Genomic DNA, 26,095 nt, shown 5'->3' on the forward strand with positions numbered 1-26,095 from the left:
ATGCCAGTGAACACAGGGGCCTTGCCCGCGGACGCCAGCTTGATCGACGCCAGGGATGAACTGCTGTCGGTGGACGAACGATACTTTGTGCGCCTGGGCTGGCTCATCGTGCTTGTCGGTGTGATGGGGTTTCTCGGCTGGGCCATGCTGGCACCTTTGGATGCCGGGGTGCCGGTAGAAGCCAAGGTGGTGGTCAGCGGCAATCGGAAAGCAGTGCAGCCGATCACCGGCGGCAGGGTTGAACGCATTCTGGTCAGCGAAGGCCAGCGCGTGCAGGCGGGGCAGGTATTGGTCGTGCTGGAACCCAATGTTGCAGCCAATCAATTGGATTCCCTGCAATTCCAGTTCTTCAGCAGCCTGGCGATGGAGAACCGCTTGATGGCAGAACGTGATGGCCTGAGCGACATCCGCTTCGATGAGCGCCTGCTGCAGGCCGGGCAGGCGGGACAGGCCCAGGGGGCGGAGATCATCCAGGCGCAGCGGCAATTGTTCGACAGCCGCCGCAGAGCCCAGCAAATCACGCTCGATGGCCTGGAGGCCACCTTGCGCGGCCTGCGCGAGCAGCGCGACAGCCTGCAGCGCATCCTGCAATCTCGCCTGAGCCAGCGCGAGGCCTTTGAGCGCCAATTGGCCGGGCAGCGTTCGCTGGCGGCCGATGGCTTGTTGGCGCGTAACCGTTTGCTTGAGTCCGAACGCCAGTTCCTGCAATTGGCCGGGGCCGTTGCCGATGACCAGGGGCGTTTGGCACAGTTGCAGGGCCAGGTGCAGGAATACCAGCTGCGCCTCGTGCAGCAGCGCGAGGATTATCAGAAGGAGCTGCGCACGGCGCTGGCCGAAACCCGCACGCGTACGGCAGACCTCGGCGCGCGCCTGGACAGCGCGCGATATGACGTGGGCAACATGCAGATTCTGGCACCCACCGAGGGCATCGTGGCCGGCCTGGCTGTTTTCACCCAGGGCGGCGTGGTCAGTGCCGGCGACAAACTGATGGACATCGTGCCGTTGGACCAGCCTTTGATAGTTGAAGGCCGCCTGCCTGTTCAGGACGTGGACAAAATACATGTCGGACAGCCAGTAGAGCTGGAATTCGCGGCATTCAATCGCGCGTCGACCCCCAGGTTGCCAGGCACCGTCAAGACCGTTTCCGCAGATCGTCTGGAAGATCCTTATCAGGGCGTGCCGTACTACCACGTCGAAATCAGTGTTGATGAATTGCAGGGCAGGGAGGTGCTGCCGGGCCTGCAATTACAGCCGGGCATGCCAGTGACCGCCTTCATCAAGACTGGCGAACGCACCATGATGAGCTATCTGCTCAAACCCTTGCGCGACCGTGCCCGCCTGGCGCTGACGGAGGAATAAATGACTGGGCCGGAGATGACGGAAATGGGTGGGCGGCGAACCGGGAAAAGGGGGCAGCGGGCAGGCATTCGAGGAGGGCGGGCCATCGGGCGTTTGTCTCATCCGGTGTCGATAGCAGTGGTGGCTTTGTTGCTTTGCCTGGATAGCGGCCATCATGCTCAGGCAGAACCTGCTGGCGTCCAGCCACCATCCGTATTGATGCTGCGCCAGATACAACCCGTGGCATTCGCCGCACCGCATCAGCTTGAAGACCAGGCATCGGACAGGCAGGCGGAACAGTTGCCCGCACTGGATCTGGTGCAGGCCTATGAGCGCATGCTGCTCAATGACCCGCAAGTGCAGGGTGCGCGTGCGGCGCAGCTGGCGGGGCAGGACGCCGGCAAACTTGCCCGCGCCGCCTTGCTGCCGCAGGCCTCCATCAACTACATGCGCAACCGCACGCAGCAGACGGAGTATTACGAAAGCCCACTGACCGGCCATGTGCGCGCCGAAGATACCTTCTATGGCCGCCGGGCCGGCCTGACGGTCGAACAGACGCTTTTCGATTATTCGGCCATCAGCACTTACCGCATGGGCAAGACACAGGCGGAATATGCGGATATCCAGTATCGGCTGCAATTCCAGCAGCAGGCGGTAACGCTGATCGACGCCTATCTGAATGCCGTACTGGCCCGGGATGCGCTGGCGTTGGCGCGCAGGCAGGTGCGTGTTTACCAGGACATGCTGAATGGCAACGAACGCTTGATGGCCGAAGGCGAGGGCACGCGCATAGACATACTGGAAACCCGCACACAGCTTGGCGCCACCCAGGCAGAACTGGTGAACCATGAAAATGCGCTGGCTGACCGGCTGCGGGAATTGTCTGCCATCGTGGGGGCAACGGTCACGGCCTCAGCGCTGCTGGACATTAATCCGCATTCAGGCGCACCGGCTTTACCGGAAGATGACCTGGCGGTTCTGCAGGCAGACATCCAGCAGCAGAACCCGGAGGTCCAGGCGGCGCGTCTTGCTGTGCGTTACAACGACCTGACCGTCGAACGGGAAAAAGGCCAATTCATGCCCAGGGTGTCACTCTTTGCCACGCATGAGCGCATCGTCTCCGACACCATCAATAACAAAGGGCGCGATTACAGGAGCAACACAATCGGCCTGCAAGTCTCCATCCCCATTTTCAGTGGCGGTTCCAGCTATTACGCCACCCGCCAAGCCAGCCATCGGCTGGAACAGGCCCAGCATGAGCTGGAACAAGTGACACGCAGCACGGTCACGACGCTGGAACAGTACTACCGGGTTTATCACGGTAGCGCGGAGCGTGTGAAAACCTTGCAGCAGAATGTCGCTGACAGCATGGAACTGATTGCGGCCATGCATAAAAGCGTGGCTGGCGGCGAACGCACCAACACGGATGCCCTGCATGCCGAACGGGAATCCTACCGGGCGCGGCAGGACCTGATACGCAGTCATGTGGAATGGCTGCAGGCCTATGCCAAGCTGCAATTCTATGCCGGGCGGTTTTCTGAGGACGATGTGCTGGCGCTGAATGGGCAGTTGGTGGCGCAGGAGGGGAATTGAAAAACGTTAGTGACTGATTGCTGTATCCGGCTTTTTGTTTGCTGCTGGGGGGCTGACCGCTTTCGAAAATCGGTTTTATTTTTCTGGGTGATGTCGTTGTATCTGTCCCGCTAGGCGAATATGGGTAGAGGGTTGACTTTATCAGAATGAAGTGATTCTGATATGAATGGCTATTTAATAAATATTTGAGAGGTTTGCGGTGGAGAAAAATCTGATTGCGTGGCTGTCTTTGAGCATCAGGCCGCGGAGCTTGATGTTAAGTGCTTGGGCTTTTGTTTTGTGTTTTGGCGGTTTGTTTTTGTTGGTGTTTTTTGTTTCTAACGGCTTTGTCCCTGATTTTGAACCGTCCGAGATTTTGGTGACGTTGGTTGGTGCAGCATTTGCGACCCTGTTTTTGCTGGTGGTTCTTGCTTTTTTGATGGCTTTGGGTGGCGTCGTTTTATATATCTTTTTTTCACAGACGGATCCGAGTGTTAGGGGGGCAGCTGTTTTGTGCTCCACTCTTTTTGGCATTATGTTGTGCTTTCTAGGGTGTGTTTATTGTTTTTCAGCGTCGACCGAGGTTGAAGTGGCTGCATCAATTGTTGTCGGGATATTGTTGGTATTTGTGGCCTGGGTGACCATACGTGGAAAGAAAGCCGCCGTTAGTTGGAAGCAATGGGGTATTTTTATCACTGGATTGGTGATTGGTGTTCTGCTGTGCTTGTATCATATGCAAGTATTTATTGTGTTTTATAAAGACCATGAGGGTGTCCCAGTCGAGTGGTCTTGGGCAGCCTTGGGAGCATGGCTGGCTCTGCAAGCCTTGCTGATGTCTATGGTTGCAGCAGCAAAAACAAAGTGGGATCTGGTGACGCGATCTTGTCTGGCTGGTTTTGTAGGAATTGCGGCTTTGTTGGTAATGTCAAATAATGCATCATTTGTTGTGACGAGAGTCGCCCAGTTGATCAGCGTGGGTGGGATGAATAATCATTATTTAACGGTTAATTACGAGGGGTGTGAGATTTTTAATGCCGTTGCTGGTGATAGCTTATGTGCTCCGGTCGGTGGCAAGCGTTATTATCTTGTTGGGCCTGTTGATATAAAATCAAGAATAGGTAGGCAAACCCTGCTCGTTTATCAGAATGGTGAAGACGGCTTGATGAAGAGGATGGTATTTCCATCCTCAGTTGTGAAAGGTTGGCAGGATAACGGTGTCGAAAAAAAGTAGTTTTTCCTTTGGATAAATTAATACTGATTTTTTGAGTGTTGGTTTGCTGAATATTGGCATGTGAGGTGCGATCCTGTGGGGAATGGTTGTTCAGGGATAGGCATTTTTCCTGTGACGGCAGTCAGTATGAAAGGCAACATGCTTATCAATAAATCCGAAATCTGGACGACACGCGATAGTGGGAAAAAACATGACGCGGGTAGATAGCAGCGAAAACAGGGGTTCTTTGGCTGAAGAGGGCGATTTTCAGGCATGTATTGCGACGATGCCAGATGCATCCTGGCAAGCTGAATTTCAGCCCGTCCTGCATGCCGTCCGTGATTGCCTGCGGCAGGATGCCGCGCCTTTACTGCATAGCCTGTACGTCTATGGCAGCGTGGCGGCAGGGCGCGCAATACCCGGAAAATCTGACCTGGATCTTTGCCTGATCCTGCATCGTCCACCCACGGACAAAGATAGTGAGCAGATCGAAAAAATCCGGCAGGAATTGGCTGGCGCCTACCTTATCGTCAGCAAAATCGACTTTGACATCGGTTCTCTTGATGACCTGGCAGCACCCGAAACTAGCATGGCGTGGCGCTACTGGATCAAACACCATTGCCGCTGTTTAGCTGGACCGGATCTGGCGGCTGATATCGCGCCTTTTCGTCCATCCAGGGCCTTGGCAATCGCCATCAATGGCGATTTTGAACGGGTACTGGGCAACTACCTGCAAGCCTTGGCGCAGCCGCAGTCTCCCGCAACCGTGCGCAGACTAATCCGGGAAGCGTCCCGGAAACTGATCCGGTCGACCAATGTGTTGCGTCCCGCCACCGCCATCACCTGGCCGTCATCGTTGGATGGACATGTAGATTTTTTCTTGCTGCAGTTTCCGGGGCAGGAAGAGGAAATGCGTTATTTCCTGGCGCAGGCGGTGGAGCCAGATGCGGGGGTTGGGGAATTTGTCGCCCGGCTGAAAGCTTTCTCTGGGTGGATGCTTGGGGAGGTCCAGGCCATGTACAGGGTGAATGGATAATCAGATACCGCTGCGTTCCAAATGTCACGGCATGGGCATCAGGACAGAAAATGAAGTTTTCCACATTGTGGCTGACACATGAAGATTTGCAGGTATTTAGCGATGCCTTCGCTGCATTTTCAACCTGACAGATTATGATTAAATCTAGTCGTGAAATTCCATCATAGGGTAAATCTCAAAGGAAAATCTATCAATTCCAATGGTGATTGATTAGATTTTTATGTGTATTTCGCACATGAGTGAGCATTCACGATATCAAATAATCAAGCGCCTGCAGGCGGAGCTTCCTCGGGGAGCGCCGTTCGATCTTGCCGTGCTTGAAACCTTCGGCGTGTCGCCCAAACTGGCCGCTCGTTACGCCGACACCGTCCGCCTGTAGCTGAACATCGCACCCGACGTGTTCGATAACGACATCTTCGCCATGAAAGGTGCTACGGTCATCAATTTGTTCCTGCGGGATCTGTTCGGCGTCTGGCAGTTATTCCAGACCGGAGGCCTGACCGATTATATGGTCGAGTGCTTCGTGGTTTATCTGGCAGGGCACAACCGGCACATCCATGAAGTGCTGTTCGGCAACGACAAGGACATCGCGGTCGAATATGAACGTGCGTTCGTTGGCATGACGGAAGTGGACTACCCGCTGTTGCAATGCCCGTATGCTGACCAGTTGCCCGAGTTGCGTTTGGAAGCTCGCCAACCTGGCAACCTTTCAGAAACGCCGTCTACGAGACTTTGCGGCGCAGGCTGATGCGCTTGATGTCAGGTTGTATTCTGGGAGATGAGCGATGCTTAAGTCACCTTGAGTCTGAAACTAGCGCAAGAAGGTCCCTATGTCAGTCCGGTAGCCGTTTGAGCGTTTCGCTCATGCCAATTAGGACTGGCCTACGGACTTCGGATTTGAAGGACCTGCTGATGCCTGCGTACTCAAGAATCCAACCATGGCTGATGATGCCATACATGCATGAATGCTCATGCGCTGACGAGCTTCTTGGATTGACTGACTCTGAGCAGAGGGGCCAAAACTAGTCGGATCAACCTGGCTCTGGCCAAGGTCCTCATCGAAGCCTGGCGGCGGTAATGCAACGAAGAAAGGCCAGAAGTTGGAATTTTAGGCTATTCGTTGATCATGGCAAGTCTTGGTGCTCTCATAGATGATGAATGGATAGAAGAAGCCATTATTCTCATTGGAATTTAAGAGGCCTTGTTTTGGATGAATGTTTTTTTTATAACAAAGACTAAGATGAATATGATAAGAATGGGTGCTGTTAGGATAAATATTGTTCCCCAATATGCACCCAGCAACCCAGATATTCTTGCTGAGCGATTGAATGATGCGCTAGACCAGAATTCATTTTTTGTAATTCTTAATGTGAATTGCTCAACTATCCATTTTGCAGCTGGGTAGAAGATTGTCCCAAAAATAGCAATGGCAAAAATTATATTTTTGTATGCAAAATCACTGTTCCAGAATGGATATGTTATCGCGGCACCCCCGAGCCATCCGAAAATCATATGTGTAATGTAATATTTTCTAGTGACAAGATATTCTCGCTCTGTGAGATTATTCATGGTTTTTGTATGTGGCACGCTTGGTATTAGCGGTGGGTTGATGCTTTGATTTAAATTTTCTAAAAATTTCCGGAGGAATTGGATTGATCGCAAGCTGAAGTGGGCTTGCACGCACTATTGTTTCATGGCCTTCAGCCGAAAGAAACTATATTCAGTGATCCGGTGCTTCGCAAGTGCTGTTTCGATTTGCTTGAATAGGGCGCATACCTTAAGATTTGGTCAGTCTGACCTGTTGCTGCAACAGATATTCCACAATCTCAATAGCCTGCCGCGAGAGCGGTACAGCATAGGGCGGCAGACTCTTGTTTTCCCGGCGCAGCTGTAATGACCCAGCAGAACCTGCTCAACTTATGCGGCTAAAGCGTAGGCTTGAGCCGGGGTTTTCATCTTCAGCGCCTGGTGGGGCCGTTGATGGTTATAAAAGCGTATCCAGTCACCAATCACGCGGCTGGCATGCTGCAGGGTTTCGAAGCGGTGACGATGCGCACATTGCTCTTTCAGTGTGCGGATCACGCGTTCGACCATGCCATTTTGCTGTGGGCAGTGTGGCGTGATGAACTCCTGACGCAGCCCGTAGCTGCGCACTAACGCGGTGTAGTCACGTGACGTAAAAACGAGCCCGTTATCTGACCGAAGCAGGAACGGCACCGGCACTCGTCCCAGCGTACCGAAACGGGCGATCAAGGCGTGTTCCAGGGCACTGCCCGCCGTGCAGGCCTTGCCGCTGCGCGACAGATGCCAGCCCAGCAACTCGCGGGTATGGCAGTCGATGACCAGCGCCAACGTGGCCCAGCCGTCCCGGCCTGCCCAGATACGGCACAGGTCAATCTCCTTGAGTCAGGAGAGGTGTACTGCTCAATGGGAAGGCGACTCAGCAAACAATGCGCACTGCACGCCCCCCGGATTTGCGTGTACTAAAACGTGTACTGCTTTGGGGGGGGACAGTGGAAGCCGGTAGGCTTCGCTGGACGATCCGTAGAGCGCAAACGCTTTCGAATCAATTGAGTGCAGACGCACTGAGAAATCAGTGGACGTCAGCAGACGCAAAAAAGCCCAGACCGAAGTCTGGGCTTTTTCAGAATCTGGAGCGGGAGACGGGCTAACCGACCACCGCGCAATCCATTGATTCAAAAGATGTTTTCTGTACACCTCGGTTAATGGATGACTAGATTGTGTACTAGTTGGGGGAGGTTGGCAAGAGCGGTGTTGATCCGGTTGGAGAACATGCGTACTTCAAGGCTTCGACAGCAGCAGCTTGCGTGCGTCCTTGAGTAGAAGCAGCAGTTGCTGTTCACGTACAGGTGAGGCTTCAAAGCCGAAGCGCAGGTAGAACCGTTCGGCTGTTGCGTCAATAGGATGCGTCAACAGAGCCCGTACTCCCGCCTGTTCGGAAATCGCCACGGTGCGACGGATCGCGTCTTGCAGCAGCCCGATGCCTAGCCCCTGTCCATGCAACTGCCGTGCGACCGCCAGCCGCGCCAGAATTACCACAGGAATGGGGTAGCTGCCCATGCCCCGGCGCACCCGTTCGGGCGCTTCCAGCGTGTCGATTTGACCTACGGTGAGGCTGTAGTAGCCAACGACACGCGGATCCCGATTGTGCGCGACTACATAAGTCTTGGCGGAGCCGCTGGCTTGTGCTTGGCTAGCATGTCGAGTTAGCCACTCGTTCATGCTGTCCTTGCCGCAATCGAACTCGTCGAGGATATGGCTGGCATCCAGCGCCTGTGGCGCTGTCAGATGTATTAGCGATCCCACGGCGCAGTGCGAGAGAACAGGCTCTGAAGACCTTCATTGACCTGTGCTGGCCGGTCGAGCAAATCCAGCAGAGCCTGAGATTGGCTACCCGCAACCAAGAACAGGCGTTGATCCAGCAGGGTTTGCTCGGCGGCCTGGTAGGCACTGTCAAGGATGAAGTCGGTCAAGGACTTGTGGCTGGCTTCGGCGGCTCGCCGCAGCACGGCTTCTTGCTGCGGGAGCACCCGAAAACCGATGCGTCCGGAACGCATTGTTGTTGCGGTCATGGGAACCTCCAGTGTGCGATGAAATTGCTATTTGTTGGCTATGTTAGCACAAATGACTAACGTGCCCTTCTTCGAACTTTGATGGCCAGGTTATGTCGAAAGAGCGCCAGGACACGTTGCACCGGAGTTCGGATTGTTTGATGCCTCACGCAGTTTGATCGGTTGTCATGAAGCGGCCCAGTCATGGGATGCATGAGGTTTTTGTGCTGCAGACGCCTCAACCTAGCTGAGTCAATGCAACGAATTTGTTACAGTTGCATCCATCATCCGATACAGATGGAGTGCATACCGCATGAATATCCAACAGCTCTCAGTGGAGTTGCTTCTGAAACGGCAGGACGTCCTGCCGTACGTGAGGCAGGTAGTTGATGCCGCTGAAAGCGACCGCCCGGCATTGGGATGGTTTCCCTTCAAGGTCTATGAAGAGGCTGCTATCAGCGAACGACTCATTGTGGCGATTGTTCGCGGGGCTGACGAGATTCAATACGCGGGACATTTATTGTTCGCCAGCACTTTCCCTCGTGGGCACATCATGCAGATTCATGTAAATCCGGGTCACCGTCGGCACGGAATTGCCAAATCTCTGCTAAATGCGCTCAAAGACCAGTTGAGTGCGTTGAACTACATCTCGATTGGTGCACGGGTTGCAGAAGATCTCCGCGCTTCGCAAGAGTTCTGGCAAAGCCAGGATTTCTATGCGCATGGCACTGTGCCAGGAGGCAAGACTAGGGGGCGTACCCTAGTCTTGCGTAGCCACGAATTACGGACACAACAACTTTTTGCGACTAGCGGGCTGAGCCACCGAGATCCTCTAGGCCTCGCTGTCGAACCATCATCAGCGACCAAGCTTTATCTTCTGGACCTTAATGTAATGTTCGATCTTGGGCCGCGTAGAGCGCGTCACCAGGATGTTGTAGACCTTTTTGCGCTAGAACGTCTAGGCGTATGTCGTCTCGCGCTGAGCACTGAGTTTGACGTCGAGCTAAAACGATCTGCTACGAATGGCAAGACTGATCCCATGCAGGGTCTAGGACAGGTCTTCCCGAAGTTTGCCGTGCCTTCCGACGATGTTATGGCGCAGTTCACCAAGGAGGTCGCTCCCTTAGTCTTTCCTGAGCGTTTCGCTGCGAGCGCATTGACCGCTAATGATCTCTCCGATCTGCGGCATCTAGCAACGGCAATTCATCATAACCTAGCAGGTTTAGTCACCAGCGATGGGGCGATTCGCAATGCGTCAGCGATGCTGCGTTTTCGCTACGGTATTGAAGTCCTTTCTCCGTCGGCCTTCAGTATCCTTGGTGAACTCAACAGCAGGTCCAGCGCTGTCGCTGCAAGCACACGTGACACGTTGGAATTAGTAGAGCTCATACCCGGGCGCGAAGCGGATGTTCGTGAATTGCTTTGCAACCTGGGTGTAGCTGTAGCTGATCAATCCACTTTGTGGGCTGCGGACGACGGAGTTAGTAGGGCTCGGCATCGTTTTATTGTGCTGGAAGACCATAGAGTCATTGGCTATCTGATGTGGCCTAGCAGTCTCAGAGGTGGAACGTGTGATGCTTTCTTGGCTGTGGATGAGCGCATGATCTGTGCGCGGGACGCTGCGCGTCAAATGATCGCTCATCTACTAGGAAGGGCTAGAGAAGAGATTCAGCGCGTACGGCTGAATCTCGCGCCACGACAAGCTTCTGTTCGAGAGGTGGCGTTGGAGGTTGGATTCACTGGCTTGGATGACGCTCGGGAGTTGAATAAGGTCTCGCTCCACAGCGTGCTCCTTCCTCGCAATTGGTCAGAGCTTCGCGCCAAGTTGCAGGCCGTGAGTGATATCACGCTACCACCATCGTGCCAGTTTTCCGAGCGGCCGATCAATACGTGGAATTGACGCGTCCTGATGGTCAACGTACACATCTAACAGTCTTTGCTTTGGAAACTTTACTTTCTCCGACGCTGATCTGTATGTCTGACAGGCCCGGCGTGCTCGTGCCTATCCAACGTGATTACGCTGAACACTTGCTTGATCACCTGGATCAGATGCAATTACTCGCCCACTCCAAAGCCTTGCTTTTCCAGCAGCGCCATTACTTGAGTGCGCCAAGGACGCTGAAATCGTTCAAGCGCGGGAGCCTAATGTTCTTCTATGAATCGACTCGTAAAAAAGGACTGAAGGCTGTAGTGGCAGTGGCGAGGGTGATCAACGCCTACCTGCGCGCAGAGGGCGCGGTCGATAAGGGTGACTTGGACAGATCAGTGTTGGAAGTTAGTGACCTCGATGCGATTGGAAAATCGAAAATCAAGACCGTAGTCGTCTTCGATAATTTGATGAAAATGAAAAATCCGGTACCGTTGGAAAGCCTCAAGAAATTTGGCTGTGGCGAAGCGAATCAGCTACGAACAAGTCGCATCATCACATCCGAGCAGATCGAAAACATACTTCTTGAAGGATTTCCGCATGATTACCCCGCATAACTTCCTAATCTCTCTTGAAGAGCGTTATGCAAATGGGATTTTTGATGGTACGAAAACCGTTGAACTTCGACGCAGGCCGATGAACGTTTCCATCGGCGCAACTGTCTGGATCTATGTGAAGATGCCGGTGGGTAGCGTGGTTGGATGTGCCAAGGTCACTGATCTGTACACTCTCGCGCCTAGTACGCTGTGGAAACGTTTTGGGGCGGTTTCTGGTCTTCGACGTCAAGAGTTCTTTGAATATTTTTCCGGCTTGCCAAAAGCATTTGCACTTGGCTTGACTGATCCCATGAAGCTATCGTCGCCAATTCCACTGGACAAGCTGCGAGACGTTTCGGGCAATTTTCACCCTCCACAGTTCTTCATTAATATCGCTAGTGACGCTCCCTTGTTGCATGCGATGAACAAGGCCTTGCTTCCCAGGCGTGGCGGTAGGGTAAGGCGTGATCGAAGTACTGAATTGGCCTAATGTCTTTAAACAAAAATCGGTGGGGCGTCTTGTTCGGAAATCGCCACGTTGTGCATGAGTATGGGTAATCTGCAGGCATGCATGCCCTGCAGGGTAAGAAATACGGTTGCGTCAAAGTTCGGATTGTTTGCTGCTGTGCAGCCTTGGATCTGTTGTCATGAAGTTGTCCGGCCATGGGCCGCAATCCCTGAAAGACAACACTATGATGATTTCCCGTACTCAAGCTGTTGCCAGGAGCAACACCCCTGACGATATTCCTCTTCTGCCTGCCGTTCCCACGGCTTTGTTGCTCGACAAGCGGCTGATGCCGCTGGAGCGTAACGCCTGGATGGTGCTGCACGCCAGTGCCAATGCGGATGGAAATGTCACGGGGATCAGCTACACGCAACTGCGCCAGTTCTTGGCCTGCGTGCCCGACAACCCACAAGCTTCACGCGAGACGGTGGCCCGTACCTTGACCGTGCTGCGCCTGACGCGCTGGATTCACATTGACGCCCATGTCCGCAACCCGTTGACGGGCCATCTTTCCACCAATCACTACACCGTTCACTTGGCACCGTTGCCCATCCGAACCGCCTGCGAACTGGATCTGACGTGGACCGATTTGCTGGAGCAATCCTTTTCCCATGCCAGCACTGCTGTGCGCCAGATTGCCCTGAGTGTTCTCACGGAAGTTGCCGCCGACGTAAGTCTGTTGAAGCAGATGCCTATCGCGTTGCGCATGCGTGCTCAGCAGTTGGGTTTGCAAACGCCCGATGATGGACCGAGCGGAAGTGATGACTCCGGTTCATCAGCAGCGTCCGACGTCGCTGAAACGGCAGATCGTGGTTCGGAAGATCGGCGTGAACCTGATGCACCGAACAGTAAAGTACGTAGTAGTTTTATTAAAAAAAGTACGTACGTATTGCGTGTGCGCGGAGAGCGCTCAGACCCTGGCATGGGTGATCTACGTTTGCCCGAACGCTTCCAGGCATTGGTGCTGAATCAGCAACACGATGCGCTTTACCGTCTGCAGCGGCTGGCACACCCGCAGCGTCAGCAGGTGCTTGATGAGTGGTCTGCGCGTTGTGTGCTCGGGAAGGTGCTTAAACCTGCTGCCTACTTGTTTGGCTTGATCCGCAAGGCGATCCAGGGGGAGTTCCGGTTGTGGGCGGCACAGCCGAAGCAGCCTGCAGCAACGGGCACCATGAGGTCTGTTCCGACGGTGCTGCAAACGGAATCGCAGCCTCCTGCTTCACCGGAGGTGGCCAGGATGTACCTGGCGCAGATTAAGGACGCTTTGGGTATTCAGCCGCAGAAAGGAACGTGCCATGCCCACGCTTGACAGCGTGTGGCCTTGCGCTGGCGGCTGCGTGCCAGAGGAGGCGGCACATGCTGATATTTGCGGTAGCCACAGGCATCCAAACTGCACCATCCTGGATACCAGCATATGCGACGCCGTCGTCACTGCCCACCGCAGTGACGACGGCGCGAGGTGCAGCAACAATGCGGGTGTGCCGCGTATCGCATTAAGTCTGGCCCACATGATGATGGGGGCAGATACTGTCCGTGCAGTCACCTGCCGGCGGGTTTGAACACCGGCAACTGGTGCAGTGCTGATGCGTCTATCGCACTGCGCCGCCGTACCCAACCGGCATCCAGGGCACAAGGCTCCCAGCGTGCCCGTCCATGAGGATGGAGCCTCCCAGATGCGCCAAGGCTCGTTCGCGCATCGTCCCTGTTACAGGGTTGAGCCGCAGTTTTCCATCGGTCTATTTGACCTCATTTCCCTCGCGATATATCGCTCAGGCGTCCCTACGTCCGCCCACTATTTCCTGGCGGCGCTACCCGTTGTTTTCCCCATTCTTTCAAGGAGGTTCATCCAAGCTAATCAGCCATTTTTTCTTTTCCGTATTTGTCCCTTTCCGTTCCTCCGTCCGGCCTTCCCACAGGAAGCAAGGCGGATGCCTCATTCGAGGCAATTGGTGATCTGAGCACCAAGCACTTGGCCCTTCAGGGCATCTCGCTTTGCGCGAGTTGGCAACAACATTAATCGCATGACGACTCAGGAATACACCTTCGAAAACTCGCTGAACAGGAACACCATGGACGACTTGACCTGGACTCTCAAACAACTTTGCCGACGCAATCGGGATGGCAGCTTGACCACCCAGGCAGACCGCCGACGTTCCTTGACGCTGGTGGCCCGCCAGTTGAAGGAAGCCGGTTTCCGCCAAATGAAGGCGACGTCCCTCAAAGGAAAGCATGTGCAGGCATTGCTGGACCGTTGGCAGGCCGAAGGCTTGTCCGCCGGGACGCTGAAGAACCGCATGGCGCATTTGCGCTGGTGGGCTGAAAAGATCGGCAAAGGCGGCATCATTGCTGCCGACAACTCGCAGTTGGGTATTCCTGATCGGCGCTTCGTCACCAATGTCAGCAAAGCGCAGGTCTTGGATCATCGACTTGATGCCGTCACCGATCCCTATGTCCGCATGAGCCTGGAACTGCAAGCGGCTTTTGGGCTGCGTCGCCAGGAGTGCATCAAGTTCAGCCCCAGCTATGCAGACCGTGGCGACAGGCTGATGCTGAAATCGTCATGGACCAAAGGAGGGAAGGACAGGGAAGTGCCCATCCTTACCGCTTCCCAGCGAGAGGTGCTGAACCGTGCCCACCAGATGGTTGGGAACAATTCATTGATCCCGACTGAGAAGCGCTACATCCAGCAGCAGCACGTCTACGATGGCCAATGCAAGGCGGCAGGACTGAGCAAGATGCACGGTTTGCGTCATAGGTATGCACAGATGCGCTATGAAATGCTGACAGGGTGGAAAGCTCCTGCCGCGGGTGGGCCGGTGAGCGATGTGCTGACGCCAGAGCAGGAGGAACGCGATGCCCAGGCCCGTCAGCAGATCAGTGAGGAGCTTGGGCACAAGCGCTTGCAGATCACGGTGACTTATCTGGGGCGCTGAGTCGGGCATCCAAACGCGTGGGCTATCGCTGGCACAGCACTCGTTCCAGATGCGAGAAGAAGCCAACCCAGTACCCGGAAGCGCCTGACTTATCCTGGTAGTCGATGGCGGCGGCAATCAGCCCCAGGGAGTTGCCGCCCGCCCGGCTCGGGTCGGATCGCAAATACCGCATGAATTCTGCGGCATACCACTCGCCGTAATGCAGCGCCAGCGCGTAGTTGTCAGTGGGTTTCACCTTCCAGTTGCTGGCATTCTTGAAGCCACGCTTGGGACGGTAGACAAATGGCAGGGAGGTGAAGTCATAGGGGCCAGATTGCTCGGCATGACTTGGTTCCTGGCGCGAACGGCCAGCCTTTGGGTTTGTAGCCATGATGCACTTCCTGTAGTAGCGGTTATCCCGCTACCCCGCTCTCAAACGGGGTGGGCGGGCACAAGACAGGGTTGAGAGACCGGCTACAGGTACCCGGCGTGCGCAAGCGCACCCCCGCCAAGGCCCGCCCGTAGACAGGCGTGCAATGGCGCGGGACGATAAAAAGCCGCCAGCAAAGGCGGCGGTCTCGTCCCGCCTGTAGTTCCCGGCTCTCACCCCGGGTCGCAGTTGGTTCTGCGACGGTGCTAGTATCCAGTTTTTGCAGGGCTGATGCAATCAATCCGTGGTGGCTGCTGTTCAGTGTCTGTTATCGGCCAGAAGCGGACGATCCATAGCACGTTAGACTGCTTGAAAAACGGACGTTCGCCGTGGCACAATGCACATGGATCTATCGCCTAATTTGGTAAGGCACCGGCTCTTTTGGGGCCGGAATCCCGGTTCGATTCCGGGTAGATAAAGGGCATTGTCCTAGTGTCCTTTATCTACCGAGGAAAGCATGCAAGAACAGCAGCGCGTGGACGTGTTTCGCGCTCAGACTAAGAATGCGCAAGAGCTGGAGCGCTCTTGGAGGCATATTAACCGTCAATTGAATGCTCTTCTGTTAACGAGTAACAATGTTGCGGTTCACGTCAACACTAAGGTTCTCGCACTTATCTACTGCGCCCTCGCTGAGGCTCTTTTCTCGAAGATTCTGCACACACCAAAAGGTTTAACCCTCGACGAAATCCAACAAGTGAAAGTCGCCACAAAGGCTGGCGGTGTGAAAGAAGGATGGATCAAATGTGTCGAGCTTGCTATGCGTAGTGTCCAGGGTGCAAAAGGCAGCCATGGGCCCAACGTAAAGCAACGGCTTCAGCGTTTTATTGAGGAGTTCATCTTTGATCCCAGCCTCTTGAGGAACAAGCTTGCGCACGGCCAATGGTGCATCGCCCTCAACCGCGATAACGATGCAGTAAATGCTCAACTGACATCCGAATTGGCTGCCTTAGATGTAGTAGAAATCTACCGAAGGAAGTCAGCACTTCAGCGACTTTCAGCCATCCTGGAAGACATCATTGAATCGCCCAATAAGGCTCACCATCGTGACTACTGGGATCATCTAGATAAGTTCGAAAATGATCAGCAGGAAATGGCGGCATGGTCCCTGGCTAAGAAAATCGAACAACTTCGAACGAAAGCAGCTTACGCACTGAGCAACGTTTAATCTACATTGCCGCGAAAGCGCTTATCGGTGCAGCTGAGTTGATCCATTGAATGCTAGCCAATTGAAATTCAGCTATGTCCGCTTTGGGTCGAAAGCAGCCAGTTGCGGCTGACTGCTTTCGCCCCAGTGCTGCTATTCGACACTCGACGGCCAGTGCCTGCTTCCAAGCAAGTCGTTAGCAGTTAGCAGCGGCGTGGCTGCAAACCAAGCCTGCTGCGGCATAGCAACGCCGAGGTTGTGGCATATGCACCATGTATGTGGAGATTCTGCGGAGCATATAAACTCAAACCATTTCCAACTCTGCCATCCGCTGAGGCCAGTTTCTGGCACAGTGCTGCTTCATCTAACGAACATCGGTAACCGTCCGGCGAACCCACCTTGAATGGTTGCCAGAGATCGAAGAGCATACGTGTCCACTTAAACAGGTGGACACGTATGCTCTTAAAGTTAGAAGAAAGCCCAGGCCGTCGGCGTCGCCGTCGGTACACGGACGAATACAAGGCGGAATTGGTCGCGCAATGTCAGCAGCCACATGTCTCGGTAGCGGCGATAGCGCAGGCGCATGGCGTCAATGCCAATCTGCTGCGCAAGTGGATACGGGAGCCATATCTGGCAGTAGCATCAGCATCGAGACTGGACGTCACAATGATCCGCCCGGCGCCTGACTTCATCGAGTTGAAACCTGCCACGATGACGGATCCATCGCTCGCCCCTATGCATGCCTCCTCAGTCCGGGGGCAGATCACAGTAGAACTGCCGTCGAGCAAAGGCCCTGTTCGCCTTCACTGGCCCGCCGAGTACGCCGACCGCTTGGCAGTGTGTCTGAAGGTGTTGCTGACATGATTCGCATCGACCACATCTGGCTGGGCGTGGAGCCGGTGGACATGCGCAGCGGCATGGACAGGTTGCTGATGCAGGTGGTGGCGGTGTTCGGTCGAGCGCAGCCGCATCACGCGTACCTGTTCGCCAACCGTCGTGGTACACGCATGAAAGTGCTGATCCACGATGGCTTCGGTATCTGGATGGCGGTACGCCGCCTGCACCAGGGCCAGTTCGCATGGCCGACGCTGGGCAGTCACGTGAACCTGTCGGTGGAACAGGCATGCGCCCTGGTGGTGGGTCTGCCGTGGCAGCGCATGAATGCGGATGGCAGCCTGAGCGTGCTGTAGCCACAGCGCGCAATCGGGGGCATCGGCAATGGCGTGATGGCATGCTGCATGGCATCATTGGCGCCATGTCTCAATTGCCCGTTCCCGACCTGACCCAACTGGATAACGCTGCCTTGCAAGCGTTGGTGCAGCAGTTGACGGGCCAGGTCGAACGGCTGAACCAGGACAATCTCTACAAAGAAACGCGCATCGGGCAACTGACGCACGAGCTGGCGATCCTCAAGCGTTACCGCTACGGCAAGAAGAGTGAGCGCCTGGCGGGCGAACAAGGCAGTCTGCTGGATGATGCGGTGGATGCTGATCTGGCGGCGATAGAACAGGAGCTGTTGCAGCTGAGCAGCACGCGACCGTCGGCTCCAACAGCTACAGCACCCAAGCGCCAGGCGTTGCCGCCGGCGCTGCCGCGCACCGAGATCCGCCACGAGCCGGACAACACAACCTGCCAGTGCGGCTGCCAGTTGCAACGCATTGGCGAAGACGTGACCGAGAAGCTGGACTATGTACCGGGCACTTTTACGGTCGAGCGTCACATCCGTGGCAAGTGGGCCTGCCGCCAGTGCGAGACGATCACCCAGGCGCCGGTGCCCGCGCAGGTGATCGACAAAGGTCTGGCAACAACGGGCCTGTTGGCCCAGGTGCTGGTCGCCAAATACGCGGATCACCTGCCGCTGTACCGTCAGGAAACGATCTATGCACGGGCTGGCGTCAAACTGGCGCGCTCCACACTGGCAGAATGGGTGGGCGTCTGCGGGGTGCGGCTGCAACCGCTGGTTGATGCCCTGCGTGCCGAGGTGCTAGCGCAGCCCGTACTGCATGCCGACGAAACGCCGGTACAAGTGCTGCAGCCTGGCAGCAAGGCCACGCATCGCGGCTACCTCTGGGCCTATGCGCCAGGCGTGTTCCAGGACTTGCGAGCGGTGGTGTATGACTTTACCGAGGGCCGGTCCGGGTCTCATGCCCGTGCGTTCCTGGGCGACTGGCAAGGCAGCCTGATCTGTGATGACTACGCGGGCTACAAAGCCAGCTTCGGCCTAGGCGTGACGGAAGTGGGTTGCATGGCACATGCCCGGCGCAAGTTCCACGAACTGCACCAGGCGAATAAAAGCCAGATCGCCGAACAGGCGCTGGCCTCGATCCAGGCGCTGTATGCCATCGAGGCCCAGGCCAAAACCTTGACGCCGGAAGCACGGCAGCGATTACGGCAACAACAAGCGCGGCCCCTGGCTGATGCGCTGCACGCCTGGCTGCTGGCGCATCGGGAAAAGGTGCCGGGCAATAGCGGCATCAGCCGTGCCCTGGACTACAGCCTAAAACGCTGGGCAGCGCTGACGCGCTACCTGGATGATGGGCGCTTGCCCATCGACAACAACTGGATCGAGAACCAGATCCGGCCGGTGGCGCTTGGGCGCAAGAACTGGTTGTTCGCAGGATCGCTGCGGGCGGGACGGCGGGCGGCTGCCGTGATGAGCCTGATCCAGTCGGCCAAGCTCAATGGGCATGATCCGTATGCTTATCTGAAGGATGTGCTCACGCGCTTGCCGACGCAGCCCAACAGTCGGATCGAGGAGTTGCTGCCGCATCGGTGGCAACCTGACACGACAAGCTAAAAGATAACGGCCGCTAACGCGGCCGTTCGTCAATGTGCGTTGACCGGACGGTTACGAACATCGAGCTTCGAACAACTAAAGAAAGGGAACTGATGCCGAACATTCCTGTTACTGACACGGTCGTACACGCATTTTCCCAGTTGGTAGACGACTCGGGTAATAACGGAAGCTATCGAGAGCCATCGCATTCGGACATCGAATTCCAAATCAATGCGTCCGGGCTGGCGACCTTCGATCCCAAGCAACAGGGGCAGCTGATCGGAAAGGGCAAGCGGGTCAGAGCTGTGCTGTACGAGGCGATGACGGCCAATCCCACCGCCGCCTCGCGGTTGGCCATGGGTCTCCTCGGAAAGATTCGTGCGTGTGGCGGCTTCCGCGCTGGCGCACCAAACTTCGTTGGCTCCGAGGCGATTGCGAACGCCAAGTCGGCCTGCGACAGCGTTGGCTTTGTCCTCACAGACGACGGGATGCTTTCCCCGAAAGTGCTCACAGCTCTTCGTGGCCCGGAGCTGACCGATGCACTCCTGGGCTACGCGCGGCGCGCACAGCGAGGCGCCGAGGATGCGGCCCTTGTGGCTGGAACGGGCAAGGACCTGCTTGAGGCCACTGCTGCCCACGTACTTATGACAATACGGGGCAGCTATCCCACGGGAGCTAACTTTCAGGCCTTGTTGGGCATGGCCTTCATTGCGCTTGATCTTGCGGTGCCGGAGATACCGGAAGGTCAGGGCGAGTCGCCTGTCCGTGCTATGGAGCGAGGTCTGTTCGCCACCGCGCTCGGTGTTAACCGCGTCCGGAACAAGCAGGGTTCTGGCCACGGTCGCCCGTGGCTGCCGACACTTACCGATGCCGAGGCCAAAGCAGCGATTGAGTCTGTTGGCACGGTCGCCAGCTATTTGTTAGCAAAGCTGGCGACACACGGAAGGTAGTCTCTACCATTAAGCCATGATTGACCTGCTTCCCGTCCTAGTTCAAGCCACTGCGACAATGCGATTACAGTTGAAGCAGTGGTTCGCTCGCTATCCAGCTGGCATGCCATGGTCAGTGGTCTCTGACTACTGTATTGGTGACGTCAATAAGGGGAACGACGTCTTTAGCTTTGTAGTTGTCGCACCCCATGACAAGGCGGAGAACATCTGCGAGTACATAGCCGGCGTGGCACCCAAGGATCTGAAGAACACAAGCAAGGTTCCGCTTGGTCTTATCCAGTATCTGACCTGTGAGGTGCCTGTGACGTTCAGCGTCTCGTTCGTCATGAGGCGAGAGGCTGCGCTGCTGCGCGACTACCTGAGCATAGAGGCCATGAACGCGCTAGTCGCCGGAGCTATATCCTTCATGGATGACCGCCTTTCGCTCTACCAGGATGCGCGCGACATCAACTATCACCGCAGCGCCATCAAGCGGCTGAAGGCCTTCGAACGAGATCTGGGCCACAAGGGTGTGAATGCGAAGTTGGCCAGGCAGATTCATCTGGTGGCTGCAATGATCGCGACCCTTTGCAACATGCTCAACCAGACGGTGAGCGCAAGGGTAATCCGTTGGATTTCTGACCGAGATGCACTCTTTGAGCGCCATGATGCCGTGGTGTCTGACCTAGCGTACGTGTACTACCTTATCCAGGCAATCGAGTTCACCACACCGCAGCAGCGGAACGCTCAGAACCTTGGCGCTTCTCTGGCCACCCTTAGCTTTGAAATTCCAGAGAAGACGGGCAAGCACCGCTTTGATGAACTGGTCAGGCTCCCGGACTACCTCGCTGGTACGCTAGCCGACCTGGACAGCGAAACCATGGTCGTATCAAAGGAGAAATTCGACGTCGTGCTGAGCAACGTCTTTATCAACTCCAAGAACAACTGGCTGGTGCAATTGCTGTCAAACGGCGAGCGCATCACAGCGCGCTCGGCCCTGTTCCGAGGCGGGAGCTAGCATTGGCACCACAAACGGACGAACCATCACGCGACCAGATGCTGGCCCCTAATCTAGCAGAGCTACGTGGTCTGCCTAAGCCATCATTCCACCAGCCCCGTGCGGAAAGCCGTGTAGGCAGGTGAAATCAAACATCAAGTGACCGCTGCCACCGACCTCTAATGACAGCTCATGGCCGTTAGCAGCCATAGTAAATGCCCCAAGGGTGAAAAGGTAATGGAAGGGGGCAATGGTCTTACCTCGAAAAGGTCAAGAAAAAGGCCGGTCCATCAGGCCGGCCCTTGCTGTTGCTAGATTGTTTCATCCGGAGGTCTGACGTGCAGTACTGACTTCACATTCAACTTGCGCAGTGCCGCCAGCTTATGCGCACTGACCGTCTTTTCGCTCAGGCACAACCCACGTGCAATCTCCTTGTTCCGTTGCCCCCGCAGCAGTAACCGCAGAATCGCCAATTCCCTCGTACTCAGTACCGAAAAATCATGGCAGGCAGGGCCATCACCCGCCGCGGCGCCATCCACCCGTGGATAGTGGATATCTCCCGTCAACGCCACGCTCACCACCGCCCGAATTGCGCACTCATCGCTTTGCCTGAACAAGCATCCATTAACTCTCAGCTTCCGCGCCAGCGCCAGATGCAAGGCGGGCTGCCTGTCGCACAGGAAAACCACCGGCACGCCAGGGAAATTCCGCCTGATCCGTAAAACGTAATGATCAAGCCCATCTCCCGCCTGGCCGGTTCCAACGATCAGCAGCGCGATGGCTCTCCCATGCCACGCCGCCAAGCCATTCCAATCAGCGACTGGCACCACGGGGCAGAAATTCCATTCCTCCAGAATGGTACGCAATCCCACACGCGTCATGGACCAGCGATCAACAATGATGATGGGCGGGCTCTGCTCAAGATGCTCAGTCATGTCCCAGCCCTCCGAACAAAGGCTGCACCATCGACCTGTCCATGCGCAGCCATTGTCACCCGTTGAGATGCAACAGGCGTTGTGTGCTGGGCAAGGAAATTCTCAGCGTGACTGGGATGCGTCATGACAGCGCTCGACACATCCCGGCCATCAGCCCATGCATCCAGCCGATCCGCCCAAGCCTGCATCATCGTCCGCCGTTGTTCAACATAGGCGGCATGGTTATACGCAGCCCGCACCTGATTAGGATCGACGTGCGACAGCTGGACTTCAACCCATTCCTTTGGATACCCCAGCTCGTTCAATGCCGTGGAAATCGTGGCGCGGATACCATGGCCTGTCAGCCGGTCGGCATATCCCATGCGCCGCAAAGCACCATTGAGCGTGTTTTCACTGACGCGTTGCTTGAGGTCACTGCGATGGGCAAGCAGATAGTGCTGTGCTGGACGCCGGGCTTGCTGTTGCAAGAGATATTCCACGATCTCGATAGCCTGCCGCGAGAGCGGCACGACATAGGGTGGAAGAGTCTTGTTTTCCCGACGCAACTTGACTTGCAACTGCTTGACGACCACTGGCGGAATGATCCATAGGCCGCGCTCCAGATCGAACTGATCCGGCGTAGCCTGCCGCAATTCCCCCGTCCGCACGGCAGTCAACAGCAGCAGTCGCAGCCCCAGCTTCGTCACCTCAGACCCGCCATAATCCCGCAGCGCCCGCATGAACACCGGCATCTCTTCCATGCGCAGAAACGGGTTATGGCAAACCGGCGGTTTCGGTGCCGCGACAATATCCAGATCACTCGCCGGGTTGTAGCGCAGACCTTTTTCAACCATCGCATAGCGGAATAACTGCCTGAGCCAGGTGCGGACTTTCTCTGCAGTTGTGAAAGCTTTACGCCGCTCAATCCTTCGCAGCACATCCAGCAGGTGAGGGTTGTCTACCTCGAAGATAGAAAACTGCCCCAGCCTGGGCAGTACATCCTTGGGGAATATCCGATCAATCTGCGACAGCGTGCTTTGCCGCCCGGGTTTGAGACTGAGCGCCTTGAAGTCACGCCAAGCCTTGAATACCGCTGCAAACGTATTCGTCGGTGCAGCCAGCGCAGCCGCCTTGGCCTGCAAACGATAAACACGTGGATCAACGCCACGCGCCACCTGCGCCCGCAGTTCCTCGCACTCATCGCGTGCTTCCCGCAACGAAATCTCAGGATAAGCCCCCAGCACCAGCCGATGCTGCGCACCCATCCAGCAGAAGCGAAAGTGCCATTTCCTGGCGCCTTTGCTGCTGATGAACAGTGACAGTCCGTCTCTATCGTTGAGGGTATAGGCTTTGCCGGTGGTCTTGGCCTGCCGGACAACGGCATCGGTAAGCGCCATGCGCACATCTCCTTGAGTCAGGAGAGGTGTACTGCTCAAGGGGAAAGTGATTCAGCAAACAATGCGCACTGCGCGCCACCCGTATTTGCGTGTACTAAAACGTGTACTACTTTGGGGTGGTTGACAGTGGAGGCCGGTAGGCTTCGCTGGACGATCCGTAGAGCGAAAACTCTTTCGAATCAATTGACTGCAGACGCACTGAGAAACCAGTGGACGTCTGCAGAATATGAATTGGAGCGGGAGACGAGTCTCGAACTCGCGACCTCAACCTTGGCAAGGTTGCGCTCTACCAACTGAGCTACTCCCGCATTTTCGCGCCGTTGCAGCAGCGAACAGATCGCAATAATACACCTAAAAATTTATTTCTGACAAGTCAGGTGGGTTCTGGCCGGGCGTTTTCAGTTTGCGCTTCCTGGGCCGCCTGTTCGAACCAGTGCAGGACGGCCTGCCAGTGGGCGTCGCCATACCGTTTGCGGAATCGCCGGGTTTCTTCTACCTCAGGGTTCCGCCAGGTGGCCAAGCGCTGGGCAATGAAGGCGGCGGTCAGGGGGATGCCACATTCGCGCTCGATGCAGTGGCGCCATTGTTCATAAGTGCGGGGGATGAGGGCGGACATGACGTTCTGGCTCCAGCGGAAATGAATCTCAATTTAAATATGTTATAACATTTCATGTTCTGTGGGGAGTGATGGCAATGGTGGGCAGGTCTGTAGAGGAATCCTGGGGGGCGGCAGGGAGTGTTCGTTCATGTTGACAGGCAAGCTTGATGTCCTGGTGGTGGGCGCGGGAGCCGCCGGGGTGGGGATGGCTGTGGCGCTGGCACGGTTGCCAGGGTTGCGCTACGGCGTGCTGGAAGCCGGGGATGTGGGTGAATCGTTTCGGCGCTGGCCCAGGCAAACACGGTTCATCACGCCTTCGTTTCATAGCAATCCGTTTGGGCTGGCGGACCTCAATGCGGTGACTGAGTACAGTTCCCCGGCGATTTTCAGTGGCACGGAGCATCCTTCGGGCGCGCAGTATGCCGATTACCTTTCTTTGCTGGTGACGCGTCACGATTTGCCGGTGGTGTCGCGTTGCCGCGTGCAACTGGTGGAAGCCTTGCCTGGCGGCGGGTTCCAGGTGCGCACGCAGCAGGGCGTGCTGCAGACGCGTTTTCTGATCTGGGCTGCCGGTGAGTTCCAGTTTCCGGCGCTTGCGCCGTTTCCTGGCGCGCAATGGTGTCATCACTATGCCCAGGTGGAAGACTGGCAGGCATTCCGGCCCGTGCACCAGACGGTGATCGGCGGCTATGAAAGCGGCGTGGATGCGACGGTGAATTTGGTGCGGCAGGGCTGCAAGGTGCGTCTGCTGGTGCGCAAGCAGAGTTGGGACCCGCAAGGGAGTTACGACCCCAGCCTGTCACTGTCGCCCTATAGCCGTGAGCGTATGTATGAGGCCTTGGACAGCAAGCGCCTGGAGATCGTGTTCGGCGTGGATGTGACGGGTGTAAGCCGCCTGCGCAGCGGCGGTTTCCGGATTGAAGCAGCGGATGGCAGGCAGTGGAGCGCCGCCCAGCCGCCTGTGTTGGGTACGGGGTTTGTCAAAGGGGGCGGCGCCTGCCAGATTTCGGGCTTGTGGGACAGGCGCCCCGATGGTGCGATTGCCCTGAGTGCCTGCGATGAGTCCACCCGCGCGGCAGGCCTGTTTCTGGTGGGGCCGCAGGTGCGTCAGGACGAGCGGATTTACTGCTTCATCTACAAGTTCCGGCAGCGTTTCGGTTTGGTGGCCGCCCAGATTGCAGAGCGCTTGGGGCTGGATGCTGGACAGCTGCAAGCCGGGGCCGGTGCATGGGGGCCGTTTGGCAATAGTGAATGCTGCGAGGGTTGCGAGTGTTGAAAACGATGAGCAGGCAATGGCCGGGCGCGGGATTTTCCCTGTTGCTGGTGGCTGCGATGCTGGGCGGGGCGTTGATTGGCGAGGTGATGCCGCCCGCTGCCGCCTGGCTGGAGGGGCATGTCGATGCGACCTTGCTGTGCCTGGTGAGCCTGCTTTTGTTTGGCGTGCCCGGGCGCCGTGGGGCGATAGGCCGGTCCGCAACCCAGGCCGGTTTTCTGGTTTTGGCCGTAGTGCTCAATTTTGCCGTCGTGCCCTGGCTGGGGTACGCCATTGCCCGGTTGGTGTTGCCGGGGCAGCCTTTGCTGATGCTTGGCCTGGCGATCTATTTCATGGCGCCATGTACCGACTGGTTTCTGGGCTTCACGCGTCTTGCCAATGGCAATGTGGCCTTGGGAACGGCGTTGATTCCCCTGAACATGGCCATGCAGTTGTTGCTGTACCCGGTGTATCTGCCGTTATTTGCCGGGCAGGAGGCGGCGTTGGACGCCGGTATGCCGTGGATAACGCTATGGCAATGGTTTTTGCTGCCGCTGGCGGTTGCCGTGCTGCTGCACCAGGGCTTGCGCCACTTCCTGAGTGATGGCTGTTTTCAGCAGGTACTGCGTTGGACTGACCGTCTGGTGCCCTGGGTGCTGGCAGTGCTGGTATTGGAGATTTTCTCGGCGAATATCACGGTGATTGTGTCGCAGGCTGAAAATTTCGCTTTCCTGTTGCTGGGGGCCATGCTGTTTTTCGCCGTGACATTTCTGTTGGGCGAGGCCGTCAGTCGTTGGTGTGCCTTGAAATATCCCGAGCATGTTCTGTTGACGATGACGCTGGCGGCGCGCAACGCACCCCTGATGCTGGCCGTCACGATGGCCGTATTGCCAGGGCAGCCGCTGGTGTATGCCGCGATCGTGGCCGGCATGTTGCTGGAGTTTCCCCATCTGGCACTGCTGCGCCATCTGTTGCTTGGCCAGAAGGCGCGCTGCGGTCCCGCCGGGCCGATGGGGCGGGCTACAATCCCGGATTGATTCTCATCGTCAG

24 protein-coding genes, 1 tRNA gene and 2 pseudogenes are annotated in these 26,095 nt (G+C 56.4%); 19 read left to right on the forward strand and 8 right to left on the reverse strand.

Features of this window, described 5'->3' with window-relative positions:
• The 6 genes and pseudogenes from ACEW7X_RS04565 to ACEW7X_RS04590 form a co-directional block, all read left to right on the forward strand.
• Window positions 1–1,359 (forward strand): HlyD family type I secretion periplasmic adaptor subunit, encoded by a 1,359-nt coding sequence (locus ACEW7X_RS04565; RefSeq protein WP_420177674.1) that lies wholly within the window; start codon window positions 1–3, stop codon window positions 1,357–1,359.
• Window positions 1,360–1,479: 120 nt separating this feature from the next.
• On the forward strand, window positions 1,480–2,931 hold the full coding sequence (locus ACEW7X_RS04570; RefSeq protein ID WP_420177675.1) for a TolC family outer membrane protein: 1,452 nt from the start codon (window positions 1,480–1,482) through the stop codon (window positions 2,929–2,931).
• A gap of 199 nt (window positions 2,932–3,130) precedes the next feature.
• Window positions 3,131–4,141, forward strand: a complete 1,011-nt coding sequence (locus ACEW7X_RS04575; RefSeq protein ID WP_068372033.1) for a hypothetical protein — start codon at window positions 3,131–3,133, stop codon at window positions 4,139–4,141.
• A gap of 190 nt (window positions 4,142–4,331) precedes the next feature.
• Window positions 4,332–5,156: a nucleotidyltransferase domain-containing protein gene (locus ACEW7X_RS04580; protein WP_420177676.1), complete on the forward strand. Its 825-nt coding sequence runs from the start codon at window positions 4,332–4,334 to the stop codon at window positions 5,154–5,156.
• Window positions 5,157–5,391: 235 nt separating this feature from the next.
• A complete protein-coding gene (locus ACEW7X_RS04585; protein ID WP_420177943.1) occupies window positions 5,392–5,535 on the forward strand; it encodes a hypothetical protein in 144 nt (47 codons plus the stop codon).
• 75 nt (window positions 5,536–5,610) lie between these two features.
• Window positions 5,611–5,938 (forward strand): annotated as a pseudogene (locus ACEW7X_RS04590) (nucleotidyl transferase AbiEii/AbiGii toxin family protein); the annotation flags it as partial.
• 1,135 nt (window positions 5,939–7,073) lie between these two features.
• Here ACEW7X_RS04590 and ACEW7X_RS04595 read toward each other — a convergent pair.
• From ACEW7X_RS04595 to ACEW7X_RS04605, 3 genes are all read right to left on the reverse strand, one after another.
• Window positions 7,074–7,508 (reverse strand): transposase, encoded by a 435-nt coding sequence (locus ACEW7X_RS04595; RefSeq protein WP_420177677.1) that lies wholly within the window; start codon window positions 7,506–7,508, stop codon window positions 7,074–7,076.
• A gap of 450 nt (window positions 7,509–7,958) precedes the next feature.
• Window positions 7,959–8,483 carry a GNAT family N-acetyltransferase gene (locus ACEW7X_RS04600; protein ID WP_242611469.1) on the reverse strand — a complete coding sequence of 175 codons (525 nt, stop codon included), beginning with the start codon at window positions 8,481–8,483 and terminating at the stop codon, window positions 7,959–7,961.
• Entirely contained in the window at window positions 8,471–8,749 is a 279-nt protein-coding gene (locus tag ACEW7X_RS04605; RefSeq protein ID WP_130487189.1) for a DUF1778 domain-containing protein, read from the reverse strand. The genes ACEW7X_RS04600 and ACEW7X_RS04605 overlap by 13 nt, the downstream gene beginning before the upstream one ends.
• Before the next feature lie 292 nt (window positions 8,750–9,041).
• Between ACEW7X_RS04605 and ACEW7X_RS04610 the strand changes: the two genes are divergently transcribed.
• From ACEW7X_RS04610 to ACEW7X_RS04630, 5 genes are all read left to right on the forward strand, one after another.
• Window positions 9,042–10,628, forward strand: a complete 1,587-nt coding sequence (locus ACEW7X_RS04610) for a GNAT family N-acetyltransferase (RefSeq protein WP_242611468.1) — start codon at window positions 9,042–9,044, stop codon at window positions 10,626–10,628.
• Window positions 10,619–11,212 carry an EVE domain-containing protein gene (locus ACEW7X_RS04615; RefSeq protein ID WP_242611467.1) on the forward strand — a complete coding sequence of 198 codons (594 nt, stop codon included), beginning with the start codon at window positions 10,619–10,621 and terminating at the stop codon, window positions 11,210–11,212. Before ACEW7X_RS04610 ends, ACEW7X_RS04615 begins: the two co-directional genes overlap by 10 nt.
• Window positions 11,196–11,681, forward strand: a complete 486-nt coding sequence (locus tag ACEW7X_RS04620) for an ASCH domain-containing protein (protein ID WP_130487188.1) — start codon at window positions 11,196–11,198, stop codon at window positions 11,679–11,681. Before ACEW7X_RS04615 ends, ACEW7X_RS04620 begins: the two co-directional genes overlap by 17 nt.
• Window positions 11,682–11,838: 157 nt before the next feature.
• Window positions 11,839–13,005, forward strand: a complete 1,167-nt coding sequence (locus tag ACEW7X_RS04625) for an STY4528 family pathogenicity island replication protein (protein ID WP_130487187.1) — start codon at window positions 11,839–11,841, stop codon at window positions 13,003–13,005.
• Between the two features lie 760 nt (window positions 13,006–13,765).
• Window positions 13,766–14,629 (forward strand): phage integrase N-terminal domain-containing protein, encoded by an 864-nt coding sequence (locus ACEW7X_RS04630; RefSeq protein ID WP_130487335.1) that lies wholly within the window; start codon window positions 13,766–13,768, stop codon window positions 14,627–14,629.
• A 22-nt stretch (window positions 14,630–14,651) separates the two neighbouring features.
• Here ACEW7X_RS04630 and ACEW7X_RS04635 read toward each other — a convergent pair whose 3' ends face one another.
• Window positions 14,652–14,999, reverse strand: coding sequence for a hypothetical protein (locus ACEW7X_RS04635; RefSeq protein WP_130487186.1), 348 nt, complete (start codon window positions 14,997–14,999; stop codon window positions 14,652–14,654).
• Between the two features lie 496 nt (window positions 15,000–15,495).
• Between ACEW7X_RS04635 and ACEW7X_RS04640 the strand changes: the two genes are divergently transcribed.
• From ACEW7X_RS04640 to ACEW7X_RS04665, 6 genes are all read left to right on the forward strand, one after another.
• Complete coding sequence (locus ACEW7X_RS04640) at window positions 15,496–16,203, forward strand: hypothetical protein (RefSeq protein ID WP_130487185.1); 708 nt, start codon at window positions 15,496–15,498, stop codon at window positions 16,201–16,203.
• A gap of 435 nt (window positions 16,204–16,638) precedes the next feature.
• Entirely contained in the window at window positions 16,639–17,046 is a 408-nt protein-coding gene (gene tnpA / locus ACEW7X_RS04645; RefSeq protein WP_420177454.1) for an IS66-like element accessory protein TnpA, read from the forward strand.
• Window positions 17,043–17,372 (forward strand): IS66 family insertion sequence element accessory protein TnpB, encoded by a 330-nt coding sequence (gene tnpB, locus ACEW7X_RS04650; protein WP_253104750.1) that lies wholly within the window; start codon window positions 17,043–17,045, stop codon window positions 17,370–17,372. Before tnpA ends, tnpB begins: the two co-directional genes overlap by 4 nt.
• 65 nt (window positions 17,373–17,437) lie before the next feature.
• Window positions 17,438–18,979: an IS66 family transposase gene (tnpC, locus tag ACEW7X_RS04655; RefSeq protein ID WP_420177910.1), complete on the forward strand. Its 1,542-nt coding sequence runs from the start codon at window positions 17,438–17,440 to the stop codon at window positions 18,977–18,979.
• A gap of 92 nt (window positions 18,980–19,071) precedes the next feature.
• On the forward strand, window positions 19,072–19,908 hold the full coding sequence (locus tag ACEW7X_RS04660) for an abortive infection family protein (RefSeq protein ID WP_130487184.1): 837 nt from the start codon (window positions 19,072–19,074) through the stop codon (window positions 19,906–19,908).
• 16 nt (window positions 19,909–19,924) lie between these two features.
• Window positions 19,925–20,905: a hypothetical protein gene (locus tag ACEW7X_RS04665; protein WP_130487183.1), complete on the forward strand. Its 981-nt coding sequence runs from the start codon at window positions 19,925–19,927 to the stop codon at window positions 20,903–20,905.
• Between the two features lie 290 nt (window positions 20,906–21,195).
• Here ACEW7X_RS04665 and ACEW7X_RS04670 read toward each other — a convergent pair whose 3' ends face one another.
• The 4 genes and pseudogenes from ACEW7X_RS04670 to ACEW7X_RS04685 form a co-directional block, all read right to left on the reverse strand.
• The gene (locus tag ACEW7X_RS04670; RefSeq protein WP_130487182.1) at window positions 21,196–21,819 is read right to left on the reverse strand and encodes a response regulator transcription factor; all 624 of its coding nucleotides are present in this window, start codon (window positions 21,817–21,819) and stop codon (window positions 21,196–21,198) included.
• A gap of 50 nt (window positions 21,820–21,869) precedes the next feature.
• Window positions 21,870–23,195, reverse strand: a pseudogene (locus ACEW7X_RS04675) (tyrosine-type recombinase/integrase); the annotation flags it as partial.
• 232 nt (window positions 23,196–23,427) lie between these two features.
• A tRNA-Gly gene (locus ACEW7X_RS04680) sits at window positions 23,428–23,503 on the reverse strand.
• A gap of 65 nt (window positions 23,504–23,568) precedes the next feature.
• Entirely contained in the window at window positions 23,569–23,811 is a 243-nt protein-coding gene (locus tag ACEW7X_RS04685) for a hypothetical protein (RefSeq protein WP_420177678.1), read from the reverse strand.
• A gap of 130 nt (window positions 23,812–23,941) precedes the next feature.
• On the opposite strand from ACEW7X_RS04685, the gene ACEW7X_RS04690 reads away from it, so the two are divergent.
• Window positions 23,942–25,069, forward strand: a complete 1,128-nt coding sequence (locus ACEW7X_RS04690) for an NAD(P)/FAD-dependent oxidoreductase (RefSeq protein ID WP_420177679.1) — start codon at window positions 23,942–23,944, stop codon at window positions 25,067–25,069.
• A 5-nt stretch (window positions 25,070–25,074) separates the two neighbouring features.
• On the forward strand, window positions 25,075–26,082 hold the full coding sequence (locus ACEW7X_RS04695; RefSeq protein WP_420177680.1) for an arsenic resistance protein: 1,008 nt from the start codon (window positions 25,075–25,077) through the stop codon (window positions 26,080–26,082).
• Window positions 26,083–26,095: the final 13 nt, after the last annotated feature.

Origin of the sequence: Kerstersia gyiorum (assembly GCF_048595715.1) — a bacterium.
GTDB classification, from domain to species: Bacteria; Pseudomonadota; Gammaproteobacteria; order Burkholderiales; family Burkholderiaceae_B; genus Kerstersia; species Kerstersia gyiorum.

Coding starts and splice junctions, on each gene's coding strand:
- ACEW7X_RS04565 (WP_420177674.1), top strand. CDS start 1: ATGCCAGTGAACACAGGGGCCTTGCCCGCGGACGCCAGCTTGATCGAC.
- ACEW7X_RS04580 (WP_420177676.1), top strand. CDS start 4,332: ATGACGCGGGTAGATAGCAGCGAAAACAGGGGTTCTTTGGCTGAAGAG.
- ACEW7X_RS04585 (WP_420177943.1), top strand. CDS start 5,392: ATGAGTGAGCATTCACGATATCAAATAATCAAGCGCCTGCAGGCGGAG.
- ACEW7X_RS04605 (WP_130487189.1), bottom strand. CDS start 8,749: ATGACCGCAACAACAATGCGTTCCGGACGCATCGGTTTTCGGGTGCTC.
- ACEW7X_RS04610 (WP_242611468.1), top strand. CDS start 9,042: ATGAATATCCAACAGCTCTCAGTGGAGTTGCTTCTGAAACGGCAGGAC.
- ACEW7X_RS04620 (WP_130487188.1), top strand. CDS start 11,196: ATGATTACCCCGCATAACTTCCTAATCTCTCTTGAAGAGCGTTATGCA.
- ACEW7X_RS04625 (WP_130487187.1), top strand. CDS start 11,839: ATGAAGTTGTCCGGCCATGGGCCGCAATCCCTGAAAGACAACACTATG.
- ACEW7X_RS04630 (WP_130487335.1), top strand. CDS start 13,766: ATGGACGACTTGACCTGGACTCTCAAACAACTTTGCCGACGCAATCGG.
- ACEW7X_RS04635 (WP_130487186.1), bottom strand. CDS start 14,999: ATGGCTACAAACCCAAAGGCTGGCCGTTCGCGCCAGGAACCAAGTCAT.
- ACEW7X_RS04640 (WP_130487185.1), top strand. CDS start 15,496: ATGCAAGAACAGCAGCGCGTGGACGTGTTTCGCGCTCAGACTAAGAAT.
- tnpA (WP_420177454.1), top strand. CDS start 16,639: ATGCTCTTAAAGTTAGAAGAAAGCCCAGGCCGTCGGCGTCGCCGTCGG.
- tnpB (WP_253104750.1), top strand. CDS start 17,043: ATGATTCGCATCGACCACATCTGGCTGGGCGTGGAGCCGGTGGACATG.
- tnpC (WP_420177910.1), top strand. CDS start 17,438: ATGTCTCAATTGCCCGTTCCCGACCTGACCCAACTGGATAACGCTGCC.
- ACEW7X_RS04660 (WP_130487184.1), top strand. CDS start 19,072: ATGCCGAACATTCCTGTTACTGACACGGTCGTACACGCATTTTCCCAG.
- ACEW7X_RS04665 (WP_130487183.1), top strand. CDS start 19,925: ATGATTGACCTGCTTCCCGTCCTAGTTCAAGCCACTGCGACAATGCGA.
- ACEW7X_RS04670 (WP_130487182.1), bottom strand. CDS start 21,819: ATGACTGAGCATCTTGAGCAGAGCCCGCCCATCATCATTGTTGATCGC.
- ACEW7X_RS04685 (WP_420177678.1), bottom strand. CDS start 23,811: ATGTCCGCCCTCATCCCCCGCACTTATGAACAATGGCGCCACTGCATC.
- ACEW7X_RS04690 (WP_420177679.1), top strand. CDS start 23,942: ATGTTGACAGGCAAGCTTGATGTCCTGGTGGTGGGCGCGGGAGCCGCC.
- ACEW7X_RS04695 (WP_420177680.1), top strand. CDS start 25,075: ATGAGCAGGCAATGGCCGGGCGCGGGATTTTCCCTGTTGCTGGTGGCT.